28 protein-coding genes are annotated in these 24,215 nt (G+C 69.8%); 19 read left to right on the top strand and 9 right to left on the bottom strand.

What is annotated here, in order from left to right; all coding sequences use genetic code 11:
* Positions 1 to 43 precede the first annotated feature (43 nt).
* From AW270_RS20025 to AW270_RS39885, 13 genes are all read left to right on the top strand, one after another.
* Positions 44 to 2,851: a PQQ-dependent sugar dehydrogenase gene (locus tag AW270_RS20025; protein WP_061296555.1), complete on the top strand. Its 2,808-nt coding sequence runs from the start codon at positions 44 to 46 to the stop codon at positions 2,849 to 2,851.
* Positions 2,851 to 4,953 carry a ThuA domain-containing protein gene (locus tag AW270_RS37875; protein WP_157522285.1) on the top strand — a complete coding sequence of 701 codons (2,103 nt, stop codon included), beginning with the start codon at positions 2,851 to 2,853 and terminating at the stop codon, positions 4,951 to 4,953. The genes AW270_RS20025 and AW270_RS37875 overlap by 1 nt, the downstream gene beginning before the upstream one ends.
* A gap of 177 nt (positions 4,954 to 5,130) precedes the next feature.
* Positions 5,131 to 5,361, top strand: a complete 231-nt coding sequence (locus tag AW270_RS20015) for a hypothetical protein (protein WP_061296553.1) — start codon at positions 5,131 to 5,133, stop codon at positions 5,359 to 5,361.
* Entirely contained in the window at positions 5,333 to 5,854 is a 522-nt protein-coding gene (locus AW270_RS20010; RefSeq protein ID WP_061296550.1) for a DUF6879 family protein, read from the top strand. The genes AW270_RS20015 and AW270_RS20010 overlap by 29 nt, the downstream gene beginning before the upstream one ends.
* Positions 5,854 to 6,690, top strand: coding sequence for a helix-turn-helix domain-containing protein (locus AW270_RS20005; RefSeq protein WP_061296548.1), 837 nt, complete (start codon positions 5,854 to 5,856; stop codon positions 6,688 to 6,690). The genes AW270_RS20010 and AW270_RS20005 overlap by 1 nt, the downstream gene beginning before the upstream one ends.
* Before the next feature lie 59 nt (positions 6,691 to 6,749).
* Positions 6,750 to 7,082 (top strand): hypothetical protein, encoded by a 333-nt coding sequence (locus AW270_RS20000; RefSeq protein WP_061296546.1) that lies wholly within the window; start codon positions 6,750 to 6,752, stop codon positions 7,080 to 7,082.
* Between the two features lie 72 nt (positions 7,083 to 7,154).
* Positions 7,155 to 7,589, top strand: coding sequence for a DUF4143 domain-containing protein (locus AW270_RS19995; protein WP_061296544.1), 435 nt, complete (start codon positions 7,155 to 7,157; stop codon positions 7,587 to 7,589).
* A gap of 118 nt (positions 7,590 to 7,707) precedes the next feature.
* Entirely contained in the window at positions 7,708 to 8,460 is a 753-nt protein-coding gene (locus AW270_RS19990; RefSeq protein WP_061296542.1) for an SDR family oxidoreductase, read from the top strand.
* 4 nt (positions 8,461 to 8,464) lie between these two features.
* Positions 8,465 to 8,848 (top strand): cupin domain-containing protein, encoded by a 384-nt coding sequence (locus tag AW270_RS19985; protein ID WP_061296540.1) that lies wholly within the window; start codon positions 8,465 to 8,467, stop codon positions 8,846 to 8,848.
* 18 nt (positions 8,849 to 8,866) lie between these two features.
* On the top strand, positions 8,867 to 9,823 hold the full coding sequence (locus AW270_RS19980; protein ID WP_061296537.1) for a ferritin-like domain-containing protein: 957 nt from the start codon (positions 8,867 to 8,869) through the stop codon (positions 9,821 to 9,823).
* Positions 9,824 to 10,027: 204 nt separating this feature from the next.
* Positions 10,028 to 10,531 carry an alpha/beta fold hydrolase gene (locus AW270_RS19975; RefSeq protein WP_218009289.1) on the top strand — a complete coding sequence of 168 codons (504 nt, stop codon included), beginning with the start codon at positions 10,028 to 10,030 and terminating at the stop codon, positions 10,529 to 10,531.
* Between the two features lie 10 nt (positions 10,532 to 10,541).
* Complete coding sequence (locus AW270_RS19970; protein ID WP_061296533.1) at positions 10,542 to 11,423, top strand: RNA polymerase sigma-70 factor; 882 nt, start codon at positions 10,542 to 10,544, stop codon at positions 11,421 to 11,423.
* Positions 11,420 to 12,037, top strand: coding sequence for a sigma-70 family RNA polymerase sigma factor family protein (locus AW270_RS39885; protein WP_157522282.1), 618 nt, complete (start codon positions 11,420 to 11,422; stop codon positions 12,035 to 12,037). Before AW270_RS19970 ends, AW270_RS39885 begins: the two co-directional genes overlap by 4 nt.
* On the opposite strand, the gene AW270_RS19960 is transcribed toward AW270_RS39885, so the two are convergent.
* Together AW270_RS19960 and AW270_RS19955 are read right to left on the bottom strand one after the other, a co-directional pair.
* Positions 12,000 to 13,190 carry an ROK family protein gene (locus AW270_RS19960; RefSeq protein ID WP_061296532.1) on the bottom strand — a complete coding sequence of 397 codons (1,191 nt, stop codon included), beginning with the start codon at positions 13,188 to 13,190 and terminating at the stop codon, positions 12,000 to 12,002. The genes AW270_RS39885 and AW270_RS19960 overlap by 38 nt on opposite strands.
* A gap of 9 nt (positions 13,191 to 13,199) precedes the next feature.
* On the bottom strand, positions 13,200 to 13,667 hold the full coding sequence (locus tag AW270_RS19955) for a lamin tail domain-containing protein (protein WP_061296530.1): 468 nt from the start codon (positions 13,665 to 13,667) through the stop codon (positions 13,200 to 13,202).
* A gap of 80 nt (positions 13,668 to 13,747) precedes the next feature.
* Here AW270_RS19955 and AW270_RS19950 point away from each other — a divergent pair, with 80 nt between their 5' ends.
* Positions 13,748 to 14,203, top strand: a complete 456-nt coding sequence (locus AW270_RS19950) for a PPOX class F420-dependent oxidoreductase (RefSeq protein ID WP_061296528.1) — start codon at positions 13,748 to 13,750, stop codon at positions 14,201 to 14,203.
* A gap of 66 nt (positions 14,204 to 14,269) precedes the next feature.
* On the opposite strand, the gene AW270_RS19945 is transcribed toward AW270_RS19950, so the two are convergent.
* Entirely contained in the window at positions 14,270 to 15,883 is a 1,614-nt protein-coding gene (locus AW270_RS19945; protein WP_157522279.1) for a CBS domain-containing anti-phage protein, read from the bottom strand.
* A gap of 108 nt (positions 15,884 to 15,991) precedes the next feature.
* Between AW270_RS19945 and AW270_RS19940 the strand changes: the two genes are divergently transcribed.
* A complete protein-coding gene (locus AW270_RS19940; RefSeq protein WP_061296522.1) occupies positions 15,992 to 16,582 on the top strand; it encodes a DUF6461 domain-containing protein in 591 nt (196 codons plus the stop codon).
* A gap of 65 nt (positions 16,583 to 16,647) precedes the next feature.
* Here AW270_RS19940 and AW270_RS19935 read toward each other — a convergent pair whose 3' ends face one another.
* From AW270_RS19935 to AW270_RS19925, 3 genes are all read right to left on the bottom strand, one after another.
* On the bottom strand, positions 16,648 to 18,117 hold the full coding sequence (locus AW270_RS19935; RefSeq protein WP_245674780.1) for an MDR family MFS transporter: 1,470 nt from the start codon (positions 18,115 to 18,117) through the stop codon (positions 16,648 to 16,650).
* Between the two features lie 124 nt (positions 18,118 to 18,241).
* Positions 18,242 to 18,874 carry a DUF6766 family protein gene (locus AW270_RS19930; RefSeq protein WP_061296520.1) on the bottom strand — a complete coding sequence of 211 codons (633 nt, stop codon included), beginning with the start codon at positions 18,872 to 18,874 and terminating at the stop codon, positions 18,242 to 18,244.
* 79 nt (positions 18,875 to 18,953) lie between these two features.
* Positions 18,954 to 19,313 (bottom strand): hypothetical protein, encoded by a 360-nt coding sequence (locus AW270_RS19925; RefSeq protein ID WP_061296517.1) that lies wholly within the window; start codon positions 19,311 to 19,313, stop codon positions 18,954 to 18,956.
* A 56-nt stretch (positions 19,314 to 19,369) separates the two neighbouring features.
* Here AW270_RS19925 and AW270_RS19920 point away from each other — a divergent pair, with 56 nt between their 5' ends.
* Positions 19,370 to 20,362, top strand: coding sequence for a DNA topoisomerase IB (locus AW270_RS19920; RefSeq protein WP_061296811.1), 993 nt, complete (start codon positions 19,370 to 19,372; stop codon positions 20,360 to 20,362).
* On the opposite strand, the gene AW270_RS19915 is transcribed toward AW270_RS19920, so the two are convergent.
* The 3 genes from AW270_RS19915 to AW270_RS19905 are packed head-to-tail and all read right to left on the bottom strand — an operon-like array spanning position 20,363 to position 22,304.
* Positions 20,363 to 20,926, bottom strand: coding sequence for an ABC transporter permease (locus AW270_RS19915; protein ID WP_061296514.1), 564 nt, complete (start codon positions 20,924 to 20,926; stop codon positions 20,363 to 20,365).
* Positions 20,923 to 21,612, bottom strand: a complete 690-nt coding sequence (locus tag AW270_RS19910; RefSeq protein ID WP_061296511.1) for an ABC transporter permease — start codon at positions 21,610 to 21,612, stop codon at positions 20,923 to 20,925. Before AW270_RS19910 ends, AW270_RS19915 begins: the two co-directional genes overlap by 4 nt.
* Entirely contained in the window at positions 21,609 to 22,304 is a 696-nt protein-coding gene (locus tag AW270_RS19905) for an ABC transporter ATP-binding protein (RefSeq protein WP_061296810.1), read from the bottom strand. The genes AW270_RS19910 and AW270_RS19905 overlap by 4 nt, the downstream gene beginning before the upstream one ends.
* 201 nt (positions 22,305 to 22,505) lie before the next feature.
* Between AW270_RS19905 and AW270_RS19900 the strand changes: the two genes are divergently transcribed.
* From AW270_RS19900 to kdpF, 3 genes are all read left to right on the top strand, one after another.
* Positions 22,506 to 23,291 (top strand): sensor histidine kinase, encoded by a 786-nt coding sequence (locus AW270_RS19900; RefSeq protein ID WP_245674779.1) that lies wholly within the window; start codon positions 22,506 to 22,508, stop codon positions 23,289 to 23,291.
* Positions 23,288 to 23,926, top strand: coding sequence for a response regulator transcription factor (locus tag AW270_RS19895; RefSeq protein WP_061296507.1), 639 nt, complete (start codon positions 23,288 to 23,290; stop codon positions 23,924 to 23,926). The genes AW270_RS19900 and AW270_RS19895 overlap by 4 nt, the downstream gene beginning before the upstream one ends.
* 199 nt (positions 23,927 to 24,125) lie before the next feature.
* A complete protein-coding gene (kdpF, locus tag AW270_RS19890; RefSeq protein WP_034385538.1) occupies positions 24,126 to 24,215 on the top strand; it encodes a K(+)-transporting ATPase subunit F in 90 nt (29 codons plus the stop codon).

Raw genomic sequence — 24,215 nt, 5'->3', positions numbered from 1 at the left:
CAATTTACGCTGCGAAAGAGTCAAGCTCGCCTTAAGGAAGTGCATGAAACACCGCCGCTGGCCGCTCATCGCCGCCTTATCACTGCTCCTGACAGGCGTCACCGCCGTCCCCGCCCAGGCCCACACCATCAACGCGACCGACTTCCAGCAGGTCACCCTGGCCAAGGGGGTGGCCGAGACGGGCGAACCGATGTCGCTCGCGGTGCTGCCCGACCGCTCGGTCCTGCACACCGCCCGCAACGGCACCCTCCGGCGGACCGACGCCGCCGGGAACACCACCGTGATCGGCACGCTGCCGGTCTACACGCACGACGAGGAGGGCCTCCAGGGCGTCGCCGTCGACCCTGGTTTCGCCTCCAACCGGCAGATCTACCTCTACTACGCCCCGCCGCTGAGCACCCCCTCCGGCGACGCCCCCGCCACCGGAACCGCCGCCACCTGGACCACCTGGACCGGCGTGAACCGCCTGTCCCGGTTCACGCTCAACGCCGACTTCACCCTCAACACCGGCAGCCAGGTCACCGTCCTGGACGTGCCCGCCAGCCGGGGCATCTGCTGCCACGTCGGCGGCGACATGGACTTCGACGCGGCCGGCAACCTCTACCTGTCGACGGGTGACGACACCAACCCGTTCGAGTCGTCCGGCTACTCGCCGCTCGACGAGCGGACCGAGCGCAACCCGGCCTACGACGCGCAGCGCAGCGCGGGCAACACCAACGACCTGCGCGGCAAGATCCTGCGCATCAAGGTGAACGCCAACGGGACCTACTCGATCCCGTCGGGCAACCTGTTCGCGCCGGGGACGGCGAACACCCGTCCCGAGATCTACGCGATGGGCTTCCGGAACCCGTTCCGGATCAGCGTCGACAAGGCCACGGGCGTCGTCTACGTCGGCGACTACGGCCCCGACGCGGGTGCCACCAGCTCGACCCGGGGCCCCTCCGGCCAGGTCGAGTTCAACCGCGTCACGAGTCCCGGCAACTACGGCTGGCCCTACTGCACCGGCACGAACACCACGACCGAGACGTACAACGAGTGGAACTTCGCCACCAACGCGACCGGGGCGAAGTACAACTGCGCCGGGCAGCCGACGAACAACTCCTTCCGCAACACCGGCCTCCAGACGCTGCCGCAGCCGCGCGCGGCCTGGATCCGCTACGGCGGCGACGCCGGCACCCCGTCGGCGTTCGGCGGCGGCAGCGAGTCGCCCATGGGCGGCCCGGTCTACCGCTACGACGCCGCGAACACCTCGGCCACGAAGTTCCCGCAGTCCTTCGACGGCCAGTTCTTCGCCACCGAGTTCGGCCGCGGCTGGGTCAAGCCCATCCACGTGAACAGCGACGGGTCGGTGGGCACGATCGACACCTTCCCGTGGAACGGCAAGCAGGTCATGGACTCGGCGTTCGGCCCCGACGGCGCCTACTACGTCCTCGACTACGGCACCGGCTACTTCAACGGCGACGCCAACAGCGCCCTCTACCGCTACGACTACGTCGGCGGCGGCAACCGCGCCCCGACCGCCGTGGCCGGCTCGAACCGCACCTCGGGCGCGGCCCCGCTGTCGGTGACGTTCTCCTCTGCGGGCAGCAGTGACCCCGAGGGCGGCACGCTCACCTACTCGTGGGCCTTCGGCGACGGCACCACGTCGACGGCGGCCAACCCGACCAAGACCTACTCGGCGAACGGCACCTACACCGCCACGCTGACCGTGCGCGACCCGCAGGGCGCGACCGGGACCTCCAGCGTCGTCATCAGCGTCGGCAACACCGCCCCGACCGTGACGATCAACCTGCCCGCCTCCGGCCAGCTCGTCTCCTTCGGCGACGCCGTGCCGTGGAGCGTCACCGTCACCGACCCCGAGGACGGCGCGGTCAACTGCTCCCGGGTGACCATGGCCTACGCGCTGGGCCACGACCAGCACGCCCACCAGATCACCTCGCAGACCGGGTGCTCCGGCACGATCACCATCCCGGTCGACGGCGAGCACGACGACGCGGCCAACATCTTCCCGATCTTCGACGCGTCCTACACCGACAACGGCGGCCTGAACGTCCACGCGCAGAACATCCTGCAGCCGCGCAAGCGCCAGGCCGAGCACTACAAGACGGCGCAGGGCGTGACGCTGATGACGAAGGCCACCGCCGACGGCGGCCGGACCGTCGGTGACATCCACAACGGCGACTGGATCCAGTTCGACCCGTACAAGCTGAACAACGCGACGTCGTTCTCGGCCCGGGTCTCCTCGGCCGGCATCGGCGGCACCCTCCAGTTCCGCACCGGATCGCCCACCGGCACGATCATCGGTCAGGCCACCGTCGCCCCGACCGGCGGCTGGGAGACCTTCGCCACCGTCACCGGCACGATCTCCGGGGCTCCGTCGACCGCCACCTCGCTCTACCTGACCTTCGCGGGCACCGGCACCGGAGCCCTGTTCGACCTCGACACCTTCACCTTCACGACCGGCACCCCGACTGCCAACGGCCGGATCACCGGCCTGGGCGGCAAGTGCCTGGACGTCCGCAGCGGGGCCACCGCCGACGGCACCCAGATCCAGATCTACACGTGCAACAGCTCGGCATCGCAGACCTGGACCCGCACCGGGCAGACCATCCGGGCCTTCGGCAAGTGCCTCGACGTGTCTGGCGCCAGCACCGCCGACGGCGCGAAGATCCAGCTCTACACGTGCAACGGCACCAACGCCCAGAACTGGACGACCCCGGCCGACGGCACGATCCGCAACGTGGGATCGGCGAAGTGCGTCGGCGTCACGGGCAGCAGCACCGCTGACAGCACCACCGTCCAGCAACAGACCTGCACCGCGGCCGCGAACCAGAAGTGGACCTTCTCCTGATGCGGAAACTCCTCATCGGCGCCGGGGCCATCGCCCTCGCCGCCACCGCCCTGACCGCGTCCCCGGCCCAGGCCGCCGACGCCCCCTACGACGTGCTCGTCTTCTCCAAGACGGCGGGCTTCCGGCACGACTCGATCGCGGTCGGCACCCAGGCCATCCGTGACCTGGGCGCGGCCAACAGCTTCACCGTGACCGCGACCGAGGACGCCGCCGCCTTCACCACCGGCAACCTCGCCCAGTACGAGGCCGTGGTGTTCCTCAACACGACCGGCGACGTGCTGAACGCCTCCCAGCAGACGGCGTTCGAGAGCTACATCCGCGGGGGCGGCGGCTACGTCGGCGTCCACGCGGCGGCCGACACCGAATACGGCTGGTCGTTCTACAACACCCTCGCCGGGGCCTACTTCGCCAGCCACCCGGCGATCCAGCAGGTCACGTCCAGGACCGAGAACCGGGCCCACCCGGCGACCAGCCACCTGCCGCAGGCCTGGACCCGCACCGACGAGCTGTACAACTACCAGACCAACCCGCGCTCCACCGCCCGGGTCCTGGCCACGCTCGACGAGTCGACCTACTCGGGCGGCTCGATGGGCGGCGACCACCCGATCACCTGGTGCAAGGGCATCGACAGCGGCCGCTCGTTCTACACGGGCTTCGGCCACACCCAGTCGACCTACGCCGAGGCGGGCTTCCGCAGCCAGCTCCTCGGCGGCATCCGGTACGCCGCCAAGCGCGCCGACGCCGACTGCCGCCCGGAGACGGGCTACACGACGCTCTACAACGGCTCGACCACCGGCTGGTCGCAGTCGGGGCCGGGCAGCTTCTCCAACTCCGACGCGACCCTGTCGTCCGTCGGCGGGATGGGCCTGTTCTGGTACAACGCCAAGCAGTACACGTCCTACTCGCTGAAGGCCGACTGGCGTCTCACGGGTGACAGCAACTCCGGCGTCTTCATCGGGTTCCCGAACCCCGGTGGCGACCCGAACATCGCCGTCAACCAGGGCTACGAGATCCAGATCGACGCCACCGACACCGCCGACCGGACCACCGGTTCGATCTACGGCTTCAAGTCGGCCGACATCGCCGCCCGCGACGCCAACCTCAACCCGCCGGGTGAGTGGAACACCTACGAACTGCTCGTCGAGGGCCAGCGCGTCCGCGTCTACCTCAACGGCGTCCAGGTGAACGACTTCACCAACACCGACGCGGCCCGCAACCTCGACGGCTACATCGGCCTCCAGAACCACGGCTCGGGCGACCAGGCCGCGTTCCGGAACGTGCGGATCAAGGAACTGGGCGGCGCCCCGATCTGCGACGTGCGCGTCCACGCCGAGTCGTTCACCTCGGTGAGCGGCGCCCAGGCCTTCACCAAGGCCGGCGCCAACAACGGCCAGACCCTCGGCTACATCGAGCCGGGCGACTGGGCGGGCTACAACAACATCACCGTCGGCGGCGCGACCGCGATCCGGGCCCGCGTCGTCTCCGGCGGCAACGGCGGCCAGATCCAGGTCCGCACCGGCTCCCAGACCGGCCCGATCCTGGGCACAATCACCGTCCCGAACACCGGGAGCTGGGACACCTACGCCGACGTGACCGCGGCCCTGTCCGGCGTCCCGTCGGGCAGCGCCAACATCTTCCTCACCTTCACCGGCACGGGCACCGGCCTGTTCGACGTGGACGACTTCACCTTCCTCAGGTCCTGTACGCCCACCGTCACCAACCTGGCCCTGAACAAGACGGCCACGGCGTCGAGCGTGGAGGCGGCCCAGTACCCGGCCTCCGCCGCGGTCGACTCCTCGGCCACGACGCGATGGGCCAGCGCCTTCGCCGACCCGCAGTGGATCCAGGTCGACCTGGGCCAGACCTACACGATCAACCGCGTGCGACTGCTCTGGGAGGCCGCCTACGGCTCGGCCTACCAGATCCAGACCTCCGCCAACGGCACGACCTGGGCCACCGTCCGGACCGTGACCGGCGGCAACGGCGGCGAGGACGACAACACCGGCCTCAACAACGCGGCCAGGTACGTCCGCATCTACGGAACGGCCAGAGGCACCGCCTGGGGCTACTCGCTGTTCCAGTTCGAGGTGTACGGCAGCTAGCGCTCACCGGGAAAGGCCCATCGCGCCCGTCGCGGTGGGCTTTTTCCTTGCACCGCAGCCGGACGAAATAGATTAGTGGGGGTCCCTTCTCTCGATGGCCGTTGACGAGGCCGAAGGGCAACCCGCACCATCTCCGGTGCAGCAAGGGGCCTGCGAACGCCAGCGAAGGGATCGGCCGTGAAGCTCACGTTCCTCGGCAAGGAGACCACGGGGGATCAGTCACCCACCCTCTTCGCGACCGACCGGGACACCTACGTCGTCCAGGGCTGGAAGATCACGGATCCGGAGGCCCTGGAGGCCCTGAAAGACGTACCGGACCATGAGACGTACGTCGAGATCCCCGCCGCCCTGATGCAGCACCTACCGAAAGAGCCCGTCGATGGAGACCGCACAGCCGCTCACCGGTGAGCAGTTCCGAGCGCTGTGGCCCGGTCGCCGGAGGGCGTTCCATCTGGAACTGAAGGACATCTACGGCACCGCCGAGGAGAGCGCGCCCTTCACGTCGTGGCTCCTCGGCCAGCCCGACGACCACGTCTGGCACGACTCCTGGCTCACCCACGCCAGCGCGGCGATCGCCAGGGGGACGACCATCCACCGCGCCCGCGTCGTCTCCGAACCGTGGTCCGACTACATCCGCTGGGCGATGACGATCGACCGGCAGAACATCAGGGTGGGCGAGGAGATCCGCTACCTCCCCCGCCATGAGGCGGCGGGGATCTCCCTCCCGCCGGACGACTACTGGCTCTTCGACGACGACCTTCTCGTCTTCAGCCTGTTCAACCCCGACGGCACCTCGGCGGGGTTCCGCCTCGCCACCGACCGGCGCGACCTCGACCAGTGCCGCTCCGCCCGCGACGAGATCTGGTTCCGCGCCATCCCGCACGACCGATACCGAGTCTGATGTCCACGCCCACCCTCAAAGCCCGCCAGGCGCTCGGCATCCGCCTCCGCGACCTCCGCCGTGACGCCCGGCTGTCGGGCGTCGCCCTGGCCGCGCTCGCGGGCTGGCACTCCTCCAAGGTGTCCCGCATCGAGTTCGGCAAGCAGACGCCGTCCGAAGAGGACCTGCGCGCCTGGTGCCTGCACTGCGCCGCCGACGACCAGTTCTCCGACCTGCTGGCCAGCCTGCGCGGCATCGAGACGATGTACGTCGAGTGGCGCCGCCAGCTCCAGCCGGGCCTGCGCGGCCGCCAGCGCGACCGGGTCGCGATCGAGTCCGGGACGCGGCTGTTCCGCATGTTCGAGACCTTCTACATCCCCGGCCTGTTCCAGACCCCCGACTACGCCGCCGCCGTCCTGGGCGCGGTCGTCGACCTGCTCCAGGTCCCGAACGACGTCGCCGAGGCGGTCCAGGCCCGCATGGAGCGCCGCCACATCCTCCACCGGGGCAGACACCGGTTCCACGCCGTTCTGTGCGAGGTGGCGCTGACGGCCGGCGTGGTGCCGGCCGGGGTCCTGCCCGCCCAGCTCGACCAGTTGCTGGGCGACATGGCGCTGAAGAACGTCCGCCTCGGTGTCATCCCGACCTCGGCCGACCACGGGTCGCTCCCGCTGACCGGCTTCTGGATCCTCGACCGGCGGACGGTCCAGATCGAGACCCTCGCCGCGAGCCTGGCCCTCACCCAGCCCCACGAGGTGGCCCTCTACGAGCGGGCCTTCGACCGGCTGGCGGCCTCGGCGGTCTACGGCGACCCGGCCCGCCGCCTGATCGCCGCCGCCGGGGCACGGGCCGAGTGATCGTGCAAACTGCTGCAAAATACTGGTTCGCGGGGAAAAGCGCTGCCTAGCGTGATCACATGCCCTCCGCGCAGCCGCATCCCCTGACCGGCCTGGAGACCGGCCACGAACAGGCCCTCGGCGCCATCCGCCGGCTCCTCCTCAAGGCGGGCCTGCGGGTGTGCCGCGTCGACCGCGTCACCCTCGACCTGCGCGCCACCGGCTGGCCCCTGCTCCCGGCGGCCCCTTCCCGCCCGGCCGCCGAACTGTGGATCGCCGACCAGGGCAGACGCCACCTGGCGACCGTCACGGTCGGCCACCCCCCGGCGACCTACCAGATCATGTCGGGCGAGACGGTGGACCTGGCGCCCTCCGCCGAGCAGGCGACCGCGGTCATCCTCTCCCGCCGCTGACCCCGACGATCTCACCGTCAGTCCAGCGACCAACTCACCACCACCACAGCGACCATCTCACCACGAGGTGGCATGCACACCCCGAAGGTCGCCTTCGTCGACTCGGGCGTGGCGGCCAATCTCCTCGGCGTCGACGCCCACAGCCTCCTGCGGCCCGGTGGGCCGTTCGGGGCGCTGCTGGAGGGCTTCGTCCTGATGGAGCTCGCCCGCCAGGCGACCTGGTCGGAGACCCGCGTCGATCTCCACCACTACCGGACCAAGGACAAGGTGGAGGTGGACGCCGTCCTGGAGAGCCGCCGGGGGCAGGTGGTCGGCATCGAGGTCAAAGCCGCCTCGACCGTACGGCCGGACGATTTCGCCGGGCTCCGCCATCTGGCCGTCCGGGTCGGGAGCGACTTCGTGGCCGGGATCGTCCTGCACACCGGCACGCAGACGTTCTCCTTCGGCGACGGCATGCTCGCCGTCCCGGTCGGCGCCCTGTGGGAGGCGTCGGGCCATGTCGTATAACCCCAGGTCAGTGGGTATCTGAAAAGAAGTTCGCGGCGTTTGTCACAACTTCGGAGGCTGCCCTGTCTTAGCTGGCGGCCGGGAAAACGCCCGGCGAACCGACCACAAGGGGTAGTCAATGAAGATCGTCGTCATCGGGGGCACCGGCCTGATCGGGTCGCGGCTGATCGAGAAGCTGACCGAGCAGGGGCACGAGGCGGTGGCCGCCGCGCCCAGCACCGGGGTGAACACCCTCACCGGGGAAGGGCTGGCCGAGGCGCTGACCGGCGCTCAGGTGGTCGTGGACGTCTCCAACTCGCCCTCCTGGGAGCGGGACGCGGTGTGGAACTTCTTCACCACCTCGACCGCCAACATCCTGGCCGCCGAGAAGGAGGCCGGGGTCGGGCACCACGTCGCGCTGTCGATCGTCGGCAGCGAGCGGCTGCCCAAGAACGACTACTTCCGGGCCAAGATCGCCCAGGAGGAGATCATCGAGCGGTCGGGGGTGCCCTACTCGCTCGTCCACGCCACCCAGTTCTTCGAGTTCGTCAAGGGCATCGCCGACGAGGCGACCCGGGACGGCGAGGTGCACATCGCACCGGTCCGGTTCCAGCCCATCGCGGGGGCGGAGGTCTCCGAGAACGTCGCCAAGGTCGCCGTCGGAGAACCCCTGAACGGGCGGCTGGAGATCGCCGGGCCCGAGCAGCGGCAGATGGACGAGTTCATCCGCGAGGCCCTCCAGGCCCTCGGCGACTCAAGGACGGTCGTGGCCGACGTCCACGCCCGCTACTTCGGCAGCGAGCTGGAGGAGCGCACCCTCGTCCCCGGCGACGGGGCCGTGCTGGGGCGGATCGGCTACCTCGAATGGCTCAAGAACGACCAGGGGAAGTGATCGCATGTCCGAGGCATGGAAGAACGCGCTGACTCTGCTCCAGGAGGTCGAGCCTCCCTTCATCCCCGACGGGGCCCACGCGATGACCATCGTCATCGAATATCCGCCGGGCGACCCGGGCACCCCGCCGCACCGCCACTCCGGACCGGCCTTCGGCTACGTCCTGGAGGGGGAGATGCGGTTCGAGCTGCAGGGGCAGCCGGTCCGGGTGGTCAAGGCCGGGGAGGTCTTCTGGGAGCCGGGCGGCGACGTCATCCACTTCCAGGACGGCAACGCCCGCGACGACGTGCCGGTGAGATTCACCGTCACGATGCTCTGCGCGCCGGGCACGCCGATGCTCACCTTCGTCGAACAGGACGAACTCGACCGCCTGGGGTGGTCCCGATGAGCGAGGTGCTCGTAGAAGATGCCTGAGACACTCGACGACCTGCGAGAACACCTGCAGTGGGCGGTCGAGCTCGAACACGCCACCCTCCCGCCCTACCTGTGCGCGCTCTACACGCTCGACCCGGAGCGCAACCCGGAGGCGGTCCAAGTGGTGGGGAGCGTGTTCGCGGAGGAGATGCTGCACCTGACGCTGGCCGCCAACCTGCTCAACGCGGTGGGCGGGCGGCCCCGGCTCGACACGCCCGGCAACATGAAGCCGTTCCCGCGGACCCTGCCCCACGGCAACCTGGAGTTGTCGCTGGAGCCGTTCGGCCCGCGGGCGCTGGAGAACTTCCTGCGCCTGGAAGCGCCCACGCCGCCCGGCGAGAAGGCGCGGACCGAGGGCTACGACACGATCGGCCAGTTCTACGCCGCGATCGAGAACGGCCTGCGGACGCTCTGCGACCGGCTGGGCGAGGAGGCGGTCTTCACCGGCGACCCGTCCCGGCAGATCGGCGAGAGCCACTTCCGCCACACCGCCGGGCAGCTCGTCACCGTCACCGACCTCAAGTCGGCGATGGCCGCGATGGCGGAGATCGTGGAGCAGGGCGAGGGCATGGCCCGCGACGAGGTCTGGGACGGCGACAAGGACGTCTTCCACCCGGAGCGCGACGAGGTCGCCCACTACTACCGGTTCATGGAGCTCAAGACGGGCCGCCGCTACCAGCGGGGCGACACCCCGGGATCGGGCCCGACGGGCGACCCCATCCGGGTCGACCCCGAAGGCGTTCATCCGATCACGGGAACCGCCTCGTCCGAGGAGTTCAACCGGACGTACCGCGACCTGCTGCGCTCCCTGGAAGAGGCGTTCGACGGAAGCCCGGGCCTGCTCGGGTCGGCCGTCGGGGCCATGTTCGCGGTGAAGGCCCAGGCCATGGCGCTGATCGAGAAGGGCGCCCTGCCGACCTTCGAGTACGTCGGCGAGGCGGGCCCGTGAACCCCACCGTCGTCCTGGTCCACGGCGCGTTCACCGGGTCGGGCAGCTGGAAGCGCGTCATCCGCCGGCTGCACGCCCAGGGGCTCCCCGTCGTCGCGGCGGCCAACCCGCTGCGCGAGGTGGAGGGCGACGCGGCGTACGTGCGTGACGTGGTCGACGGGATCGGCGGTCCGGTCGTGCTGGTGGGCCACTCGTACGGGGGGGATGGTGATCACCCAGGCCGTCCATCCGTCGGTCAGGGCTCTGGTGTACGTGTCCGCGTTCGCCCCCGAAGTCGGGGAGAGCGCCCAGGCGCTGGCGCAGAAGTTCGAGGGCGCCACCCTGGCCGACACCCTGGCCGACACCCTGATCGCCTATCCGGTCGCCACCGGCGGCAACGAGTTCCGGATCGACCCGGCCCGGTTCCACGAGCAGTACTGCCACGACGTCGACCCCGAGTCGGCCGCCGTGATGGCGGTGCTGCAGCGGCCGGTCACCGAGCGGGCGCTGGGCGACATGGCCACCGAGGCGGCCTGGCGGGACACGCCGTCGTGGTTCGTCCACGGCGAGGACGACCGCGTCATCCCGGTCGAGGCGATGCGTCACATGGCCGAAAGGGCCAGGGCGAAGGGGTCCAGGGAGATCCCCGGCGCCTCGCACGCCCTCGCCGTCTCCTGGCCCGACACGGTGACCCGGACCATCCTCGACGCCGTCGAGCACGTGAGATGAAGTAGCCCACGTGGACTCACTGGAGCACGCCGCGTCGGTCTTCACCGAGCTTCGGCCGCGCCTGTTCGGCATCGCCTACCGGATGCTGGGCAGCGCGGCCGAGGCCGAGGACGTCGTCCAGGAGGTCTGGCTGCGCTGGCAGGGGACCGACCGGGACGCCGTGCAGAGCCCGCCGGCCTTCCTGGCCACGGTCGCCACCCGGTTGTCGATCAACGTGGCGGGGTCGGCGCGGGCGCGGCGGGAGTCCTACATCGGGCCGTGGCTGCCCGAGCCGGTCGACACCAGCGCGGATCCCACGCTGGGGGCCGAGCGCGGGGAGGCGCTGGAGATCGCCTTCCTGCTGCTGCTCGAACGCCTGTCGCCGACCGAGCGGGCGGCCTATGTGCTGCGGGAGGCGTTCGTCTATCCGTACGAGCAGATCGCGGAGATCCTCCAGGTCGGCGCGGCCAACGCGCGCCAGCTCGTGAGCCGGGCCCGCAAGCGGCTGTCGACCGAGCGCCACGAGCCCGTCGACAGGACCGCCCACCGGCGGCTGCTGGAGACCTTCCTGAACGCGGCCCAGTCGGGCGACGTCCACGCGCTGGAGGACCTGCTGGCGCAGGACGTCGTGAGCGTCACCGACGGCAACGGCGTCGTGGGCGCGGCGAGGATCGTCCTGGAAGGCGTGCCGAGGGTGATCAAGTTCGTCGCGGCGTTCGCCCCCCGGTTCTGGCCCGGCGTCACGATCACCTACGTCGAGGCGAACGGCCGCCCCGCCGCCCTCGTCAGGAAGCGCCGGGCCGATGTGGCGCTGCTCCTCCTCGACGCCTCCCCTGAAGGCATCCACCGCCTGCTGTGGGTGATGAGCCCGGACAAACTCGCCGGGTACGAACGCTCCAGAAGACCCGCATGACCGACTCCCTCGCCGAGCTGCTCGACGAGCGGCGGCACCTGCTCGACGTCGCGACCCGGCTGTCCGGCTCCGAGACGGCGGCCGACCGGATCGTCCAGGAGACCTACCGCCGCTGGTACGCCCTCCCCGAAGCCGACCGCGCCTCGATCACAGCGCCCCGGGCCTGGCTGATCCGGGAACTCCTGGCCGGCCCCGCCCCGCGTCCCCTGCCCGCGCCCGCGCCCCGGCGGCCCCCGCCTCCCCGGCTCGGCCACCCGGCCCCGGCCCGCCACGACCACACCACCCACCGTTTCGCCGCCGCCTGCGCCACGGCCGACCCGGCCGGGCTTCTCGCGGTGCTGTCACCAGACGTCGTGGTGGTCAGTGACGGCGGCGGCAAGGTCCGCGCGCCACTGCGCCCGACCCACGGCGCGGACGCGGCGGCCCTCTTCCTGGCCCGGCTGCTCGGCGGGATCGACGTCCACGTCGCGCCGGTGAACGGGCGGACCGGCCTGGTGCTCCGCCAGGCCGCGCGGGCGGTGGCGGTGGTCAGCGTCAGCGTCGCCGCCGATCAGGTGACGGCGGTCTGGATCGTGCTCAACCCCGACAAGCTGGAGGGCTGGCAGCGTTCGTGACGGCGGCGGCCGGGTCGGCGAACAGCCCGGCGAAGCCGAGTTCCGCCCCGCCGACCAGCGTGGTGTCGTCGCCGAGGGCGGCGATGCGCAACTCCACGCGCTCGCGCGACACTGGCAGGACGTTGGCCTCGATACGGGCCCGCACCTGGCCGGCCGAGCCCCGGTAGACGTCGCGGAGCATCCCGCCGAAGACCACCACGCCGGGGTTGAACAGGTTGATCAGGTTGGCCACGCCCACCCCGAGCCAGTCGCCGACCCGGTTGAGCGCCTCGCGGGCGGTCCGGTCACCGCGTTCGGCGGCGTGGACGACCGAGGCGACCGCGTCGCGGCCGACGCTGCCGTGAGGCCATCCGGCCAGGTCGAGCAGGGCGCTCTCGCCGACCTCCGCCTCCAGGCAGCCGCGCGACCCGCACAGGCACGGCCGCCCGTCGTAGGGGTTGACGACCATGTGACCGGCCTCGGCGGCGTAGCCGTCGTTCCCGTCGAGACGCTTGCCGTCGATGATCACCCCGCCGCCGACCCCGACGTCGCCGTGCAGGTAGATGAGGTTGCTGAAGCCGATCCCGGCCCCCCGCTGGTTCTCCGCGACCGCGCCGAGGTGGGCCTCGTTGCCGACCCGTACGGGCAGGTTCAGCGGCAGCCGGCGTTCCAGCTCGGGGCCGAAGGCCTGGTCGACCCAGCCCGTTTTGGGGCCGTAGCGGACCGTCCCGTCACCGGGCCGGATCATGCCGCAGTAAGAGGCCCCGACCCCCACGCACACGGCGTCGTCGGGGACGTCACGAAGCAACTGGCGGGCGAACTCGGCCAGCGTCCCGACCACGTCGTCGAGGTCGGGGTGGCGACGCCGCCGCACGGCCGCCCGCCGGTCGAGGATGACCCCGCCGAGCCCGACCCGCGCGGCCACCAGCCAGTCGACCGCCACGTCGAAGGCCAGCACGAACACCTTCTCGGTCTCCGGGCTCACCACCAGGGACGGCCGCCCGGCCTTCTGCACGTCGTCGGGCAGCTCCTCCCGGACGAGCCCGAGGGCGGCGAGCTCGGCGGTCAGTGCCATGGTCGTGCTGCGGTTCAGCCCGAACTCCTCGGTCAGCGCGGCGCGCGACGTCGGACCGTTGAGGTGGATGTGCCGCAGCAGGGCCCCCAGGTTCTTCATGACCCGAGTTCAGCAGACGACGTAGTCATCCCGCGAGGAGTTGTAGGAGCAGGAGTCGACCAGCTTCCCGGCGGCGTTGCGCAGGTAGCCGGTGTCGGAGGTCTGGTTCCAGATGTAGGTGAAGGTCCCCTGGCCGCTGCGCTGCCAGTAACGGGTCGTCGCGGTGTTCTTGCCCTTGCCGCTCCGGAGCGTGACCGTCTTGCCGGGCTTGAGGGTGAAAGCGGTGAACGTGTAGACGTGGTCGGACCGCTTGGTCTCGTCCTGGACGGTCCAGCCGTTGAGGCTGACCGCCTTCCTGGAGACGTTCTTGATCTGGATGTACTCCCCGTTCACGCTGCTGTTCGCGCCGTTGTCGGGCGAGCCGGGCGAGTCATAGAAGATCTTGGTGATCCGTACGGCCGGAGCCTGCGCCTGGGCCGGTGCGGACAGGGCCGCGACGCCTAACAGCACGGCGAGCGGGGCGACGAGCACACGCATGTGGAACGCTCCAAGACACGAGGGGACTTGCCGGGTTTCGAATGATATGGACTAGCGACCCCTGCGCCTAGAGTGATTCCATGAAGATCGCGACGAACGACGCCGTCAGCCGCGAAGAGCTGCTCGAATTCCTCCGGCCGCGCCACCGCGCGATCGTCGTGACGGCCCGCCGCGACGGCCGCCCGCAGGCCTCCCCGGTCGCCTGCGGCGTCGACGCCGAGGGCCGCATCGTGATCTCCACCTATCCCGAACGGGCCAAGACCGCCAACGCCCGCCGCAACGCGCAGGTCAGCGTGGTCGTCCTGTCAGACGACTGGAACGGCCCGTGGGTGCAGGTCGACGGCGACGCGGAGGTCCTCGACCTGCCGGAGGCGCTCGAACCCCTGGTGGAGTACTTCCGCTGCATCTCGGGCGAGCACCCCGACTGGGACGAATACCGCGCCGCCATGATCCGCCAGGGCAAGTCCCTGCTGCGGATCACCCCGACCCGCTGGGGCCCCGTGGCCACCGGCGGCTTCCCGGCCAGACTGGCCTGATCGACCACCTTCCACCGTGGCTAGGCCACCTTCGAATGGCCCTCATCGCCCTGTTCAGGAGAAGCACTATCTCTCGGGTGCTGCAGCGTCCAGGAGAATCAGCAGCTCTTCGATGGCCTCATGCTGCCGATCCGACAACGCGTCCAGGGCAAAGTGCATGATCTCGTTGCGCACGTCTCTGACCTCAACCAGCAACTCGAGCAGCATCGAGTGATCGATCTTCCAACCGAGAGTCTTCCAACGATCCGGATCGTCAAGAAGATACTTGTAGTTTCCGAACGTGAGATCCTCCGGCGCGTGCACCTTGGCCCGCCGGGATTTTGGAACCGCGGCTCGAAGTTCCTCAGTGGTGAACACTTTGGCGGCCCGGCGAAGGCGGTTCTCCGCGTCCTCGATCAGCAGGAACGGCTTTGCGTGTAGCCCAAACTGGGCTGAGAGATCCGCAGCCGTGACGATACCCGTCACGCTCTTACGATCGCTGCTTCTGACGAAAATGAATCCGCGACGGCTGATGTCCTCGATCTGATCGAGTAGGAGCGCGTCATGGTCGACAACGACAACAGACAGGACCAATGCGTCTCTGAGCGTCGGAGTGCTAGAGGAGACGTATGCCTTGCCAATCGATTCCCACGTCACCCCACCCTGAAGTGTCCCGTCAGCCGAGATGACGGCAAGTTGAGAGAAGCCTTTCTGCAACATTTTGGTTCGGACCGTGTCAAGGGAGGCATCTGGTGCGACGAACACCAAAGGAGACGGCAGACTCCCTAACCGCAGCTTGCCCGATTTGGTCTCTCTGCTGATCTGCGCGCCCTCCTCAGACACGACATCGGCCTGAGCCGGCTCTGCCGCGCTGGGCACCAAAACCACTTCGTTGTCCACAGAGCCCTGCGTAAAGGGCGGACGTGTCGTCAGGCCGACTTCCGCAAGATCCGTAGTGATCGTCTCGATCACAGCAGCAGTCCGCCGCCAGACTCCCCAGTGGGCCAAAAGATGCCGAACAGTCAGCTTCCGAGGGTTGGACGCGGCGCGCTCCACAGCGTCTTCCAGCAGGCCACTGACGTCCGTGACCTCGGGTTCGCCGTCGACACCTGGGTCGGTGCCCTGTTCTGCGAGATGGAGGATTCGCCGCGGTGCCTCATGCCGTCGCAACCGGGACACTGTGAGAAGCGAACCCATGCTTGCTCGAAGATCCGTCTTAACGATGTCCCGTGGGCGTAGGTCACCGAACCACTCGACAGCTCTTGTGTTCGGGAAGTCCTGCAGTCCCTCCGGTTGGTATTCGTACGGACCCACGACCCGGCCGATCGCGATCATGCCCGCCTGGCTACGTAAAGGCATGACCACTAGGTCTTCCGGTTCCATCTCGTGCACGAAACCCCACAGCTGGCTTGTCGCATTTCCTGCGGGCGAATCGGGATAAATGCTTGCAACCGCCGCACGAAGGTCTTCTTTGCTCTTGTATGTTCCGAGGTCACCGAGTTCGTGCCAGCCGATGAGCGCCAGCTTCTCGGTACACGCACGCGTTTCCGCTTCGCCGTTCTCTCCCGCGCGAACGAGCCAAGCCGCAGGACCTCGGTTCTGCCGTGAACTATCCACCCGCGCCACCCCATAGAAGTCGTCCCGCCGACACTGCCCACTCAGCTTTGCGCCACCAAAGGGGCGGCCAAGCCATCGAAACATGTCACGGCCCTAGCCGCAGAGAGATCGTCATACTTCCGATTCATCGGTACGGCCTGACAACATCTCCCCATGAATCGGCGGTCACCGACATATCTCTACGACCTGCTAGTGTCCACGATCTTCGTCGAGGGCACCGACGACGTGGACCTGGGGATGCTGGGTTTCGACGCCGTTTGGGTCCACGGCACCGACATCGCCACCCTGTCATCGGAATTCGAGCTCGACCCGACCACCCGCGAGCCCTGCTACCTGAGCCAGATCCTCGATCGCCACCTCGACGACGGTTCTCGCTGGGTGGCGCAGGTGGGCGGCTGGATCTGCGTCGTACCCGCGCCCTATGAGGGAGACGAGTTCATGAGAGCCGTGACCACCGGAGGCCGGAAGGCCGTCAGCCTGGGCATGGACGTGAGTAATCGGGAGTACTTCAAGTACGCAGAAGACAGCCGCTTGATCACCGCCTTCGATCCCGCATTTCCGTCCGACGCCCATGGCGAGGATCCTCGTGCCCTCGACCATCTGATGGCCGGGCTGCGCTTCGAGATCAATGTCGAGGATGATGCGCAGACATGGGTGGAAACCGACGAAATGCTCAGCTCAACGCTGACTCTCATCGGCCGGATCACCGATACCGACATGGCCGCCGACTGGTTCGAGGCCCGGCATTCGAGTATGAGAGACAAACGCCTGGCATCACCGTGACGGCGGCTCCAAGCGGTCTACCGTTCCTCGAAGCGCCGTAGCGCCTCGAGGACCCATATGTGAACTCAGTGGTGGGCGGCCCGGGGGCCGTCGCCGTGTTCGGCGGCCCTCGACGGGAGGAGCAGGGCGGTGATGATGACCGCCACCGCCAGGCCCGCGCCGACCATGAAGGACAGGCGCATGCCCTCAAGGAGGGCGACGGACGCGGTCGCGCCCTCGGCCCGGAGGGTCTCCGCCCGGGAGCTCATGACGGTGATCACGAGCGCGGTGCCGATCGCGCCGGCGACCTGCTGAAGAGTGCTCAGGATCGAGCTGGCGTGGGAGTAGAGCGGCGACGGGACGGCGCCCAGGCCGAGGGTGAACACGGGGGTGAAGGTCAGGGCCAGGCCGACGCACAGGACGGCGTGGAAGCCGAGGATCTGCCAGTAGGGCATGGTCATCGTGATCTGGCTGAACCCGACCAGGGAGAGCGCGATGGCGACCGCGCCGGGGATGACGAGCACCCGGCCGCCGAAGCGGTCGAACAGGCGCCCGACGACGGGGCCGAGCAGGCCCATCGCGAGGCCGCCCGGCATCACCAGCAGGCCGGTCTGGAGGGTGCTGAGGCCGCGGAGGTTCTGCAGGTAGAGAGGCAGCAGCACCATCGCGCCGAGCATGGCGAGGAAGGCGACCGCGAGCAGGATCAGCGAGACGGTGTAGGTGCGGTGGGTCAGCGTGCGCAGGTCGAGCAGCGGGATGCCGCGCTTCTGCAGCCGCAGCTGGCGGAACACGAACACCGCGATGAGCAGCAGGCCACCGGCCAGGATGCCGCCGGCGACGCGGGCGTCACCGCCCTCGAACCGGCTGAGGCCGAACACCAGGCCGCCGAAGCCGATGGCGGCGGTGACGACGCTGAACCAGTCGATGGAGCCGACCTTGGTCTCGCCGACGTTCTTCAGATGCTTCAGGCCGAACCAGCTGATCAGCGCGGCGATCGGGAAGACCACCACGAACAGCAGCCGCCACGAGCCGAACTGGAGGATCACGCCGGAGACGGTCGGGCCCATGGCGGGCGCGACCGAGATGGCGAGGGAGACGTTGCCCATCACCCGGCCCCGGTCGTTCTCCGGCACGACCTGCATCAGGGTGGTCATCAGCAGCGGCATCATGATCGCCGTGCCGGACGCCTGGATGATGCGGGCGCCGAGCAGGACCTCGAACGTCGGCGCCGCCGCCGCGAGGGCCGTGCCGAACAGGAAGAGCCCCATTGCGGCGGTGTAGGCCGTTCGCGTGGTCACGCGCTGGAGGAACCATCCCGTGATCGGGATGACCGCCGCCATGGTCAGCATGAAGGCGGTCGACAGCCACTGGGCGGTCGATTCGGTGATGTGGAGCGCCGTCATCAACGCCGGGATGGCGTTGATCATGATGGTCTCGTTGAGGATGACCACGAAGGTGGCCAGCACCAGCAGCCGGATCACAGGCGGAGTGCGACGTGGCGCGTCGGTCGCGGACTTGGCGGACGGTTCGAGCTCGTCGAGCTGGGGGCTGGGCACGGCACCTCGAAAATCAGGGGAGTGGAACTGAATTGCGGCCAAGACCAGGATGGCTCGCACCACCGACAAAACTCGTCGCGCCCACTCAGAATTCCGGCCCCCGACGCCGGATGTCATCTGGTTTTCACGAGTCCGTGCCCGTCTCCTCGTGGGGCGCGCCGACCGGCTTCGACTCGGGAGAGCCGCGTTGCCGCAGGTAGATGGCCAGGGCGACCATCGACAGCACCGCCAGGAACTCCGACTGCCAGTTCTGGAGGGTCCGGTCCCAGAAATCGGGTGAGGTGACGTAGCCGCCCCAGCTCACCGGGTCCTGCAACTGCGAGAGCTGCTGCCGGTTGTAGGCGGCGGTGCCGGCGACCGACTGGGCGTACCAGGACAGGACGAAGACCGTGCCCATCACGATGCCGAGCGAGTTCGCGAACAGCAGATTGCGCAGTCCTTGGGCCTTGGCCCATTCGGGGCTGCCGGCCTGGATCTCGTCGCCGGTCTCCTTCTCCTTCGACTCGGGCGAGCCGCGCTGGACGAGCCAGACGGTGATCACGATGTAGAGGAGGAACTGGAGGTACTCCGACTGCCAGTTCTCCGCGACGTCGACCGCGAAGTCGGCCGAGGTCACGTAGGTCAGCCACGACACGGTCGTGCCGCCCGAGCCGATCTGCTCGTCGTTGTAGGAGCCGACGCCCGCGATCGACTGCCCGATCAGCGCCAGCAGGAAGACGACCAGGAAGAACAGGCTGAGCCCGTTGCGGCGGATCATCGGCGCAGGAACCCGATCAGGAGGAAGTAGGCCAGCCCGACGACGATGATCGCCACCGTCACCCCGAACATCGCCTTCATCAGCCCGACACCTCGCAGTCGTAGGGGCGCTCCCCCTGCGGCCGGCACCCGGCGCCCCTGATCCGCCACCCCTCGGGCGACCGGTGCAGGAAGACGGTGTCGCCGGAGAGGCGTACCTGCGCCTCCTGCCCCCAGACCTCCGACGAGCCGACCGGGCCTCCGCGCAGCCCCAGGCCGAGGATCGCGGTCGCGCACGGCTCGGGCAGGCTCCGCGCCGCCGCGTCGGTCAGCAGCGCGCACGCCTCCCCGCCCTGACCTGCGGACACGGCCGCGTAGAACCTGGCCGCGGTGTCGACGACGGCGGGCTCCGCCGACGAGGCGCACCCCGCGGCGAGGACCACGATCAGCCATTTCGTCACACAGAGCGATATCCCCCATGACGTTAGGTGATCAATCTCATGGGCACGTGCTGGAGATGCCAGAGTTGCGTCCCAGTGACCCCGCCGAACCCGGCATCACCCGGCGGCGGCGCGGGCGGTCCTTCTCGTACGAATACGCCGGCGGCCGTCCCGTGAAAGACCGGCGCACCCTCGACCGGATCAAGAAGCTGGTCCTCCCGCCCGCCTGGCGCGACGTGTGGATATGCCGCGACCCCGACGGCCACATCCAGGCCACCGGCACCGACGCGGCCGGCCGGCGGCAGTACCGCTACCACGACGCCTGGCGCGCGGAGCAAGATCGGGCCAAGTTCCAGCGCGTCGGCAAGCTGGCCGAGCGCCTCCCCGAGTTCCGCAAGAAGGTCCAGGCCGACCTCGACGAGAGGGGCCTGACCCGCGACCGGGTGCTGGCCGCCGCCGCCCGCATGCTCGACGTCGGCCTGTTCCGCGTCGGTGGCGAGGCCTACGAGTCCTTCGGCCTGGCGACTCTCCGCATGGAGCACGTCACCTGCGCCAAGGGCCGGGTGAGCTGCTCCTACCCGGCCAAGGGCGGCAAGCCGCGCGAGATCGAGATCACCGACCCCGACGTCTGCAAGGTCGTCACCGAGCTCCGCAAGACCGGCGACGACGGCGAACTCCTGCGCTACGAGAACGACGGCACGTGGGTCGACGTCAAGAGCGACGACATCAACGCCTACCTGCGCGAGCGCTTCGAGACCGACGTCAGCGCCAAGGACTTCCGCACCTGGCACGCCACCGTCTACGCCGCCGTCGGCCTGGCCGTCTCCAAGCGCGTCCGCACCCGCACCGCCCGCCGCAAGGCCGTCACCCGGGTGATGCGCGAGGTCGCCGACTACCTGGGCAACACCCCGGCCGTCGCCCGCGCCTCCTACGTGGACCCCCGGGTGATCAGCGCCTACGAGAAGGGCCGAACCATCGAACGCGCCCTCACCGACCTGGGCGACGGCGACGGCCCGGCCACCCACGGCGCGGCCGAACGCGCGGTCGTGGCCCTGCTCAAGCGGGCCTGATCACGCGTCCCGGCGGCGATGCGCCAGCAGGGCCGCGGCGAGGACCACCGGCGTCCCGATCGCCAGGGTGGCCAGGTCGGCGGCCCGGATCAGCGGCGCCACCACGAGCAGGTAGCCGAGCAGCAGCGCCACCGCCGCCAGGGTGTGGCGGACCAGCACGCCCACCGCCGCGCTCAGCGCGGTCACCAGCGTCACATACGCCGTCGCCTCCGCCGCCTCCCACGGCACGGCCCACGATCCGAGCGCCGCCATCGTGATCACCCGCCCTGACAGGACCACGACCAGGGCCGCCGGGATCGTGACGACCGCCAGCGCGGCGTGCTTGGCCGCCAGCTGGGGCACCCGGCGCGGCATCGCCGTCAGGGTCGTCCTGATCTGGCCTCCGGTGTATTCGGAGCAGGCCGCCAGCGCCCCGAACACCACGAACCCCGCCTGCGAGTAGGCGATCGGCGCGTCGCCGACGGCGATCACGAGGGTGAGCAGCGTGTTCAGCACCAGCGTCCACCCGAGGGTGACCCAGGTCGCCGGGAGCGTCAGCAGCTTCGACAGCTCGGCCCTGATCACGCGTCCCTCCGGGTGAACACGACGGCGGCGATCGCCAGCAGCGCGGCGACCCAGCCCGACATCACCAGGAAGCCGACGATCGGGGCCATCTCCACCTTGGTGTCGTTGGGCTCCACGAACATCCGCGCCCCGGCCAGGTCCGGGAAGTAGCCGGCCACCGCGAAGAACCTGCTGAGCAGATAGGTCACGCTCACCAGCGACGTGTTGACCAGGAGCACCACCAGCGGCACGACCCCGTGCCGGGTCAGCACGGTGACCCCGAAGGCCAGCAGCGCCGTGTACGTCCAGTAGCAGACCACCCCGGCCAGCCGCGCGGGCTCCCACGACGAGCCCGCGGCGAAGCTCATCGTGGCCGTCGCGGCGACCACCGCGAGGAGCGCGGCCACCAGCGCGACCGCCGCCGCCTTCGCCGCCAGGAACCTCAGCCGCGACGGGACGGCGGTGAGGCTGGTCGTGATCTGCCGGCCGCCGCCGGACTCCGCGCCCTCGGTGAAGTACTCGCTGCTCACCGCCACGACCCCGAGGATGATCACCCCCATCACCCCGAACGCCAGCTCCTGGTAGCCCCGGTCGGGCCCGGGGACGCCCCTGTTGAGCAGGGCGATCCCGCTCGGCGCGAGCACCGCCACGGCCGAGGCCAGCCACACCGACCACAGCGAGGCGAGCTTCGACAGCTCCGCCCTCATCGCGACACCAGCGCGAAGAACGCCTCCTCCAGGTTCCGGTGGGCCCCGGTGACCTCGGCGAGGCTCCCCTGGGCGACGATCCGCCCGTGGTCGATCACCACGACGTCGTCGACGGTCTCCGCGAGCTCGCCCATGAGGTGGCTGGACAGCAGGACGGTACGCCCCGCCCTCGCCCGCTCGCGGAGGAAGGTCCGGACGAACCGGATGCCCTCCGGGTCGAGCCCGTTGATCGGCTCGTCCAGGACTAGGACCGAGGGGTCGCCGAGCAGCGCGGTCGCCAGCGCGAGCCGCCGTCCCATGCCCAGCGAGTAGCCGCCGACCCGCTTCGCGCCCGCGTCGGCCAGCCCGACGAGCTCCAGCACCTCGTCCACCCGCGAGAGGGGCAGCCCGCCCGCGCGGGCCACCCAGCGCAGGTGGGCCCGGCCGGTCCGCGACCGGTGGGCGCCCGATCCGTCGAGCACCGCGCCGACCGTCCTGACCGGGTCGGGCAGCGCGGCGAAGGGCACGCCGTCGATCAGGGCGGTGCCCGCCTGGGCCCGGTCGAGGCCCAGCAGGATGCGCAGCGTGGAGCTCTTGCCCGCGCCGTTCGGGCCGAGGAAGCCGGTCACCCGTCCGGGCCGGGCCTCGAATCCGACCCCCGAGAGGATCTCCTTGGCGCCCCGCCGCTTGACGAGACCGTCGATGGTAATCACGCCGCTCAGTGAACCGGCGTCGCCGGGACGGCACATCGGACCGAGGTCCGGGACGCTTTGTCAGACCCTGGTCCGATGTGGCGTACCGAGAAGAGTTCCTAGACTTCGGGCATGGTGGCGATTCCTAAGCGCAAGCGAGACGCGGACGGCCGAAGGCCGGCCGTGGCTCGCGCTGTGAATCTGCCGCAAAAGAGCCCGCGAGTGTGGCCTCCGATCGCCGCCGTCTACGTCCTCCTGCTGCTGGTGCTGCTCTCCGCCGGGGGTGAGGGGCCCGGAGTGGTGGTGGTGCCCGCCGTCATCGCGGCGCTCACGCTGGCCACGACGGCCTGGGCGCTGGTGCGCGGACGCCGCCAGCGCGCCACCTACGAGGCCCAGCTCACCGCGTGGGCGGGCGAGCGCGCGGCCCAGGCCGAGAGGCTCCGCATCGCCCGCGACCTGCACGACATCGTCTCCCACGGCCTCGGCCTGATCACCGTCCGGGCGACCACGGCCCGCTACGTGCGCGACGACCCGGAAGCCGCCCTGGAGGACATCGAGCGCATCGGCCGCCAGACCACCACGGAGCTGCGCCGCATGCTCAGGGTCCTGCGCGACAACGAGGCCGCCGCGCCGCTGCGCCCGGCCGAGTCGCTCGACGACCTGCCGGGGATCGTCGCCGAGGCCGAACGCGCGGGCCTGACGGTGACGCTCGACGTCGCCGACCACACCGCCGGGCCGGGCGCGCAACTGGCGGTCTGCGCGGTCGTCCGGGAGGCGCTCAACAACACCGCCCGCCACGCGGGCCCGACGACCGCCGCCGTCGAGGTCCGCCGGGACGACGACTGGATCACCGTCACGGTCCGCGACGACGGCCCGGTCGACGGCTGGGTCGCCCACCGGGGCGCCGGTCACGGCCTCGAAGGCCTGCGCGAACGCGTCACCGCGCTGACGGCCGGGCCGGACGGCGACGGTTTCCGGGTCACCGCCCGCATCCCCGAGGCCGCATGACCATCCGCGTCGTCATCGCCGACGACCAGCCGCTGCTGCGCCACAGCCTGGCCGCCGTGATCGACGCCGCCCCCGGCATGGCCATGGCGGGCGAGGCCGGAACCGGGGAGGAGGCGATCCGCGTCTGCGCCTCGGCGACGCCCGACGTGGTGCTGATGGACATCCGGATGCCGGGCATGGACGGCATCACGGCCACCCGCGCCATCCTCGGAGAGCACCCCACGATGAAGATCATCGTGCTGACGATGTTCGAGCTCGACGAGTACGTCCGCGCCGCCCTCCAGGCCGGGGCCGCCGGGTTCCTGCTCAAGGACGCCCACCCCGACCGCCTGCTCGCCGCCGTCCGCCGCGTCCACGAGGGCGAGTCACTGCTGGCCCCGAGCGTCATGGAGCGCCTGATCGAGGCCTACGTCAGCCGCCCCGCGCCCGCGAGGACGGTCGGAACCCTGACCGAGCGGGAGACCGAGGTCCTCACCCTGGTCGGCCACGGCCTGTCCAACGACGAGATCGCCGCGCGGCTCATGATCTCGATCAAGACCGTCAAGACGCACATCGGCCATCTGCTGAGCAAACTCCACGCCCGCGACCGCGCCCATCTCGTCATCGCGGCCTACGAGAGCGATCTCGTGCGTTAGCCGTCAAGAATTCCTCCGCCCGCGTAGCGAAGGCATATAGACCGGCCGAACAGCCCTGAAATGCCGTTTTCCTGGAGCGGTACCGCCTGGAAATCGGAACTGAGGAGCTGTGAGCAGAGATGGGTGACCTCATCTTCGTCGCCCTGACGATCGCGATCTTCGTGGTCTTCGGGTTCGTGGTCAAGGCGGTGGAGCGCCTGTGAGCGCGATCAACGCCGCCGGCCTCGTCGTCGCCATCGGCTTGGTGATCTTCATGGTCGCCGCACTGCTGTTCCCGGAGCGGTTCTGA

This window comes from Herbidospora cretacea (genome assembly GCF_001570605.1).
Lineage (GTDB): Bacteria > Actinomycetota > Actinomycetes > Streptosporangiales > Streptosporangiaceae > Herbidospora > Herbidospora cretacea.
The sequence above is the reverse complement of the archived record's forward strand: the minus strand, read 5'-3'. Positions and strand labels throughout refer to the sequence as shown.

Bases quoted from the DNA above. Each gene is read 5' to 3' on its own strand.
- AW270_RS19990 (WP_061296542.1), top strand. From the start codon at position 7,708: ATGAAGATCGTCGTCATCGGGGGCACCGGCCTGATCGGGTCGCGGCTG.
- AW270_RS19985 (WP_061296540.1), top strand. From the start codon at position 8,465: ATGTCCGAGGCATGGAAGAACGCGCTGACTCTGCTCCAGGAGGTCGAG.
- AW270_RS20010 (WP_061296550.1), top strand. From the start codon at position 5,333: ATGGAGACCGCACAGCCGCTCACCGGTGAGCAGTTCCGAGCGCTGTGG.
- AW270_RS19930 (WP_061296520.1), bottom strand. From the start codon at position 18,874: ATGATCCGCCGCAACGGGCTCAGCCTGTTCTTCCTGGTCGTCTTCCTG.
- AW270_RS19955 (WP_061296530.1), bottom strand. From the start codon at position 13,667: ATGCGTGTGCTCGTCGCCCCGCTCGCCGTGCTGTTAGGCGTCGCGGCC.
- AW270_RS19980 (WP_061296537.1), top strand. From the start codon at position 8,867: ATGCCTGAGACACTCGACGACCTGCGAGAACACCTGCAGTGGGCGGTC.
- AW270_RS19910 (WP_061296511.1), bottom strand. From the start codon at position 21,612: ATGAGGGCGGAGCTGTCGAAGCTCGCCTCGCTGTGGTCGGTGTGGCTG.
- AW270_RS39885 (WP_157522282.1), top strand. From the start codon at position 11,420: ATGACCGACTCCCTCGCCGAGCTGCTCGACGAGCGGCGGCACCTGCTC.
- AW270_RS19945 (WP_157522279.1), bottom strand. From the start codon at position 15,883: ATGTTTCGATGGCTTGGCCGCCCCTTTGGTGGCGCAAAGCTGAGTGGG.
- AW270_RS20000 (WP_061296546.1), top strand. From the start codon at position 6,750: ATGCCCTCCGCGCAGCCGCATCCCCTGACCGGCCTGGAGACCGGCCAC.
- AW270_RS20005 (WP_061296548.1), top strand. From the start codon at position 5,854: ATGTCCACGCCCACCCTCAAAGCCCGCCAGGCGCTCGGCATCCGCCTC.
- AW270_RS19895 (WP_061296507.1), top strand. From the start codon at position 23,288: ATGACCATCCGCGTCGTCATCGCCGACGACCAGCCGCTGCTGCGCCAC.
- AW270_RS19920 (WP_061296811.1), top strand. From the start codon at position 19,370: ATGCCAGAGTTGCGTCCCAGTGACCCCGCCGAACCCGGCATCACCCGG.
- AW270_RS19960 (WP_061296532.1), bottom strand. From the start codon at position 13,190: ATGAAGAACCTGGGGGCCCTGCTGCGGCACATCCACCTCAACGGTCCG.
- AW270_RS19995 (WP_061296544.1), top strand. From the start codon at position 7,155: ATGCACACCCCGAAGGTCGCCTTCGTCGACTCGGGCGTGGCGGCCAAT.
- AW270_RS20025 (WP_061296555.1), top strand. From the start codon at position 44: ATGAAACACCGCCGCTGGCCGCTCATCGCCGCCTTATCACTGCTCCTG.
- AW270_RS19950 (WP_061296528.1), top strand. From the start codon at position 13,748: ATGAAGATCGCGACGAACGACGCCGTCAGCCGCGAAGAGCTGCTCGAA.
- AW270_RS37875 (WP_157522285.1), top strand. From the start codon at position 2,851: ATGCGGAAACTCCTCATCGGCGCCGGGGCCATCGCCCTCGCCGCCACC.
- AW270_RS19975 (WP_218009289.1), top strand. From the start codon at position 10,028: ATGGTGATCACCCAGGCCGTCCATCCGTCGGTCAGGGCTCTGGTGTAC.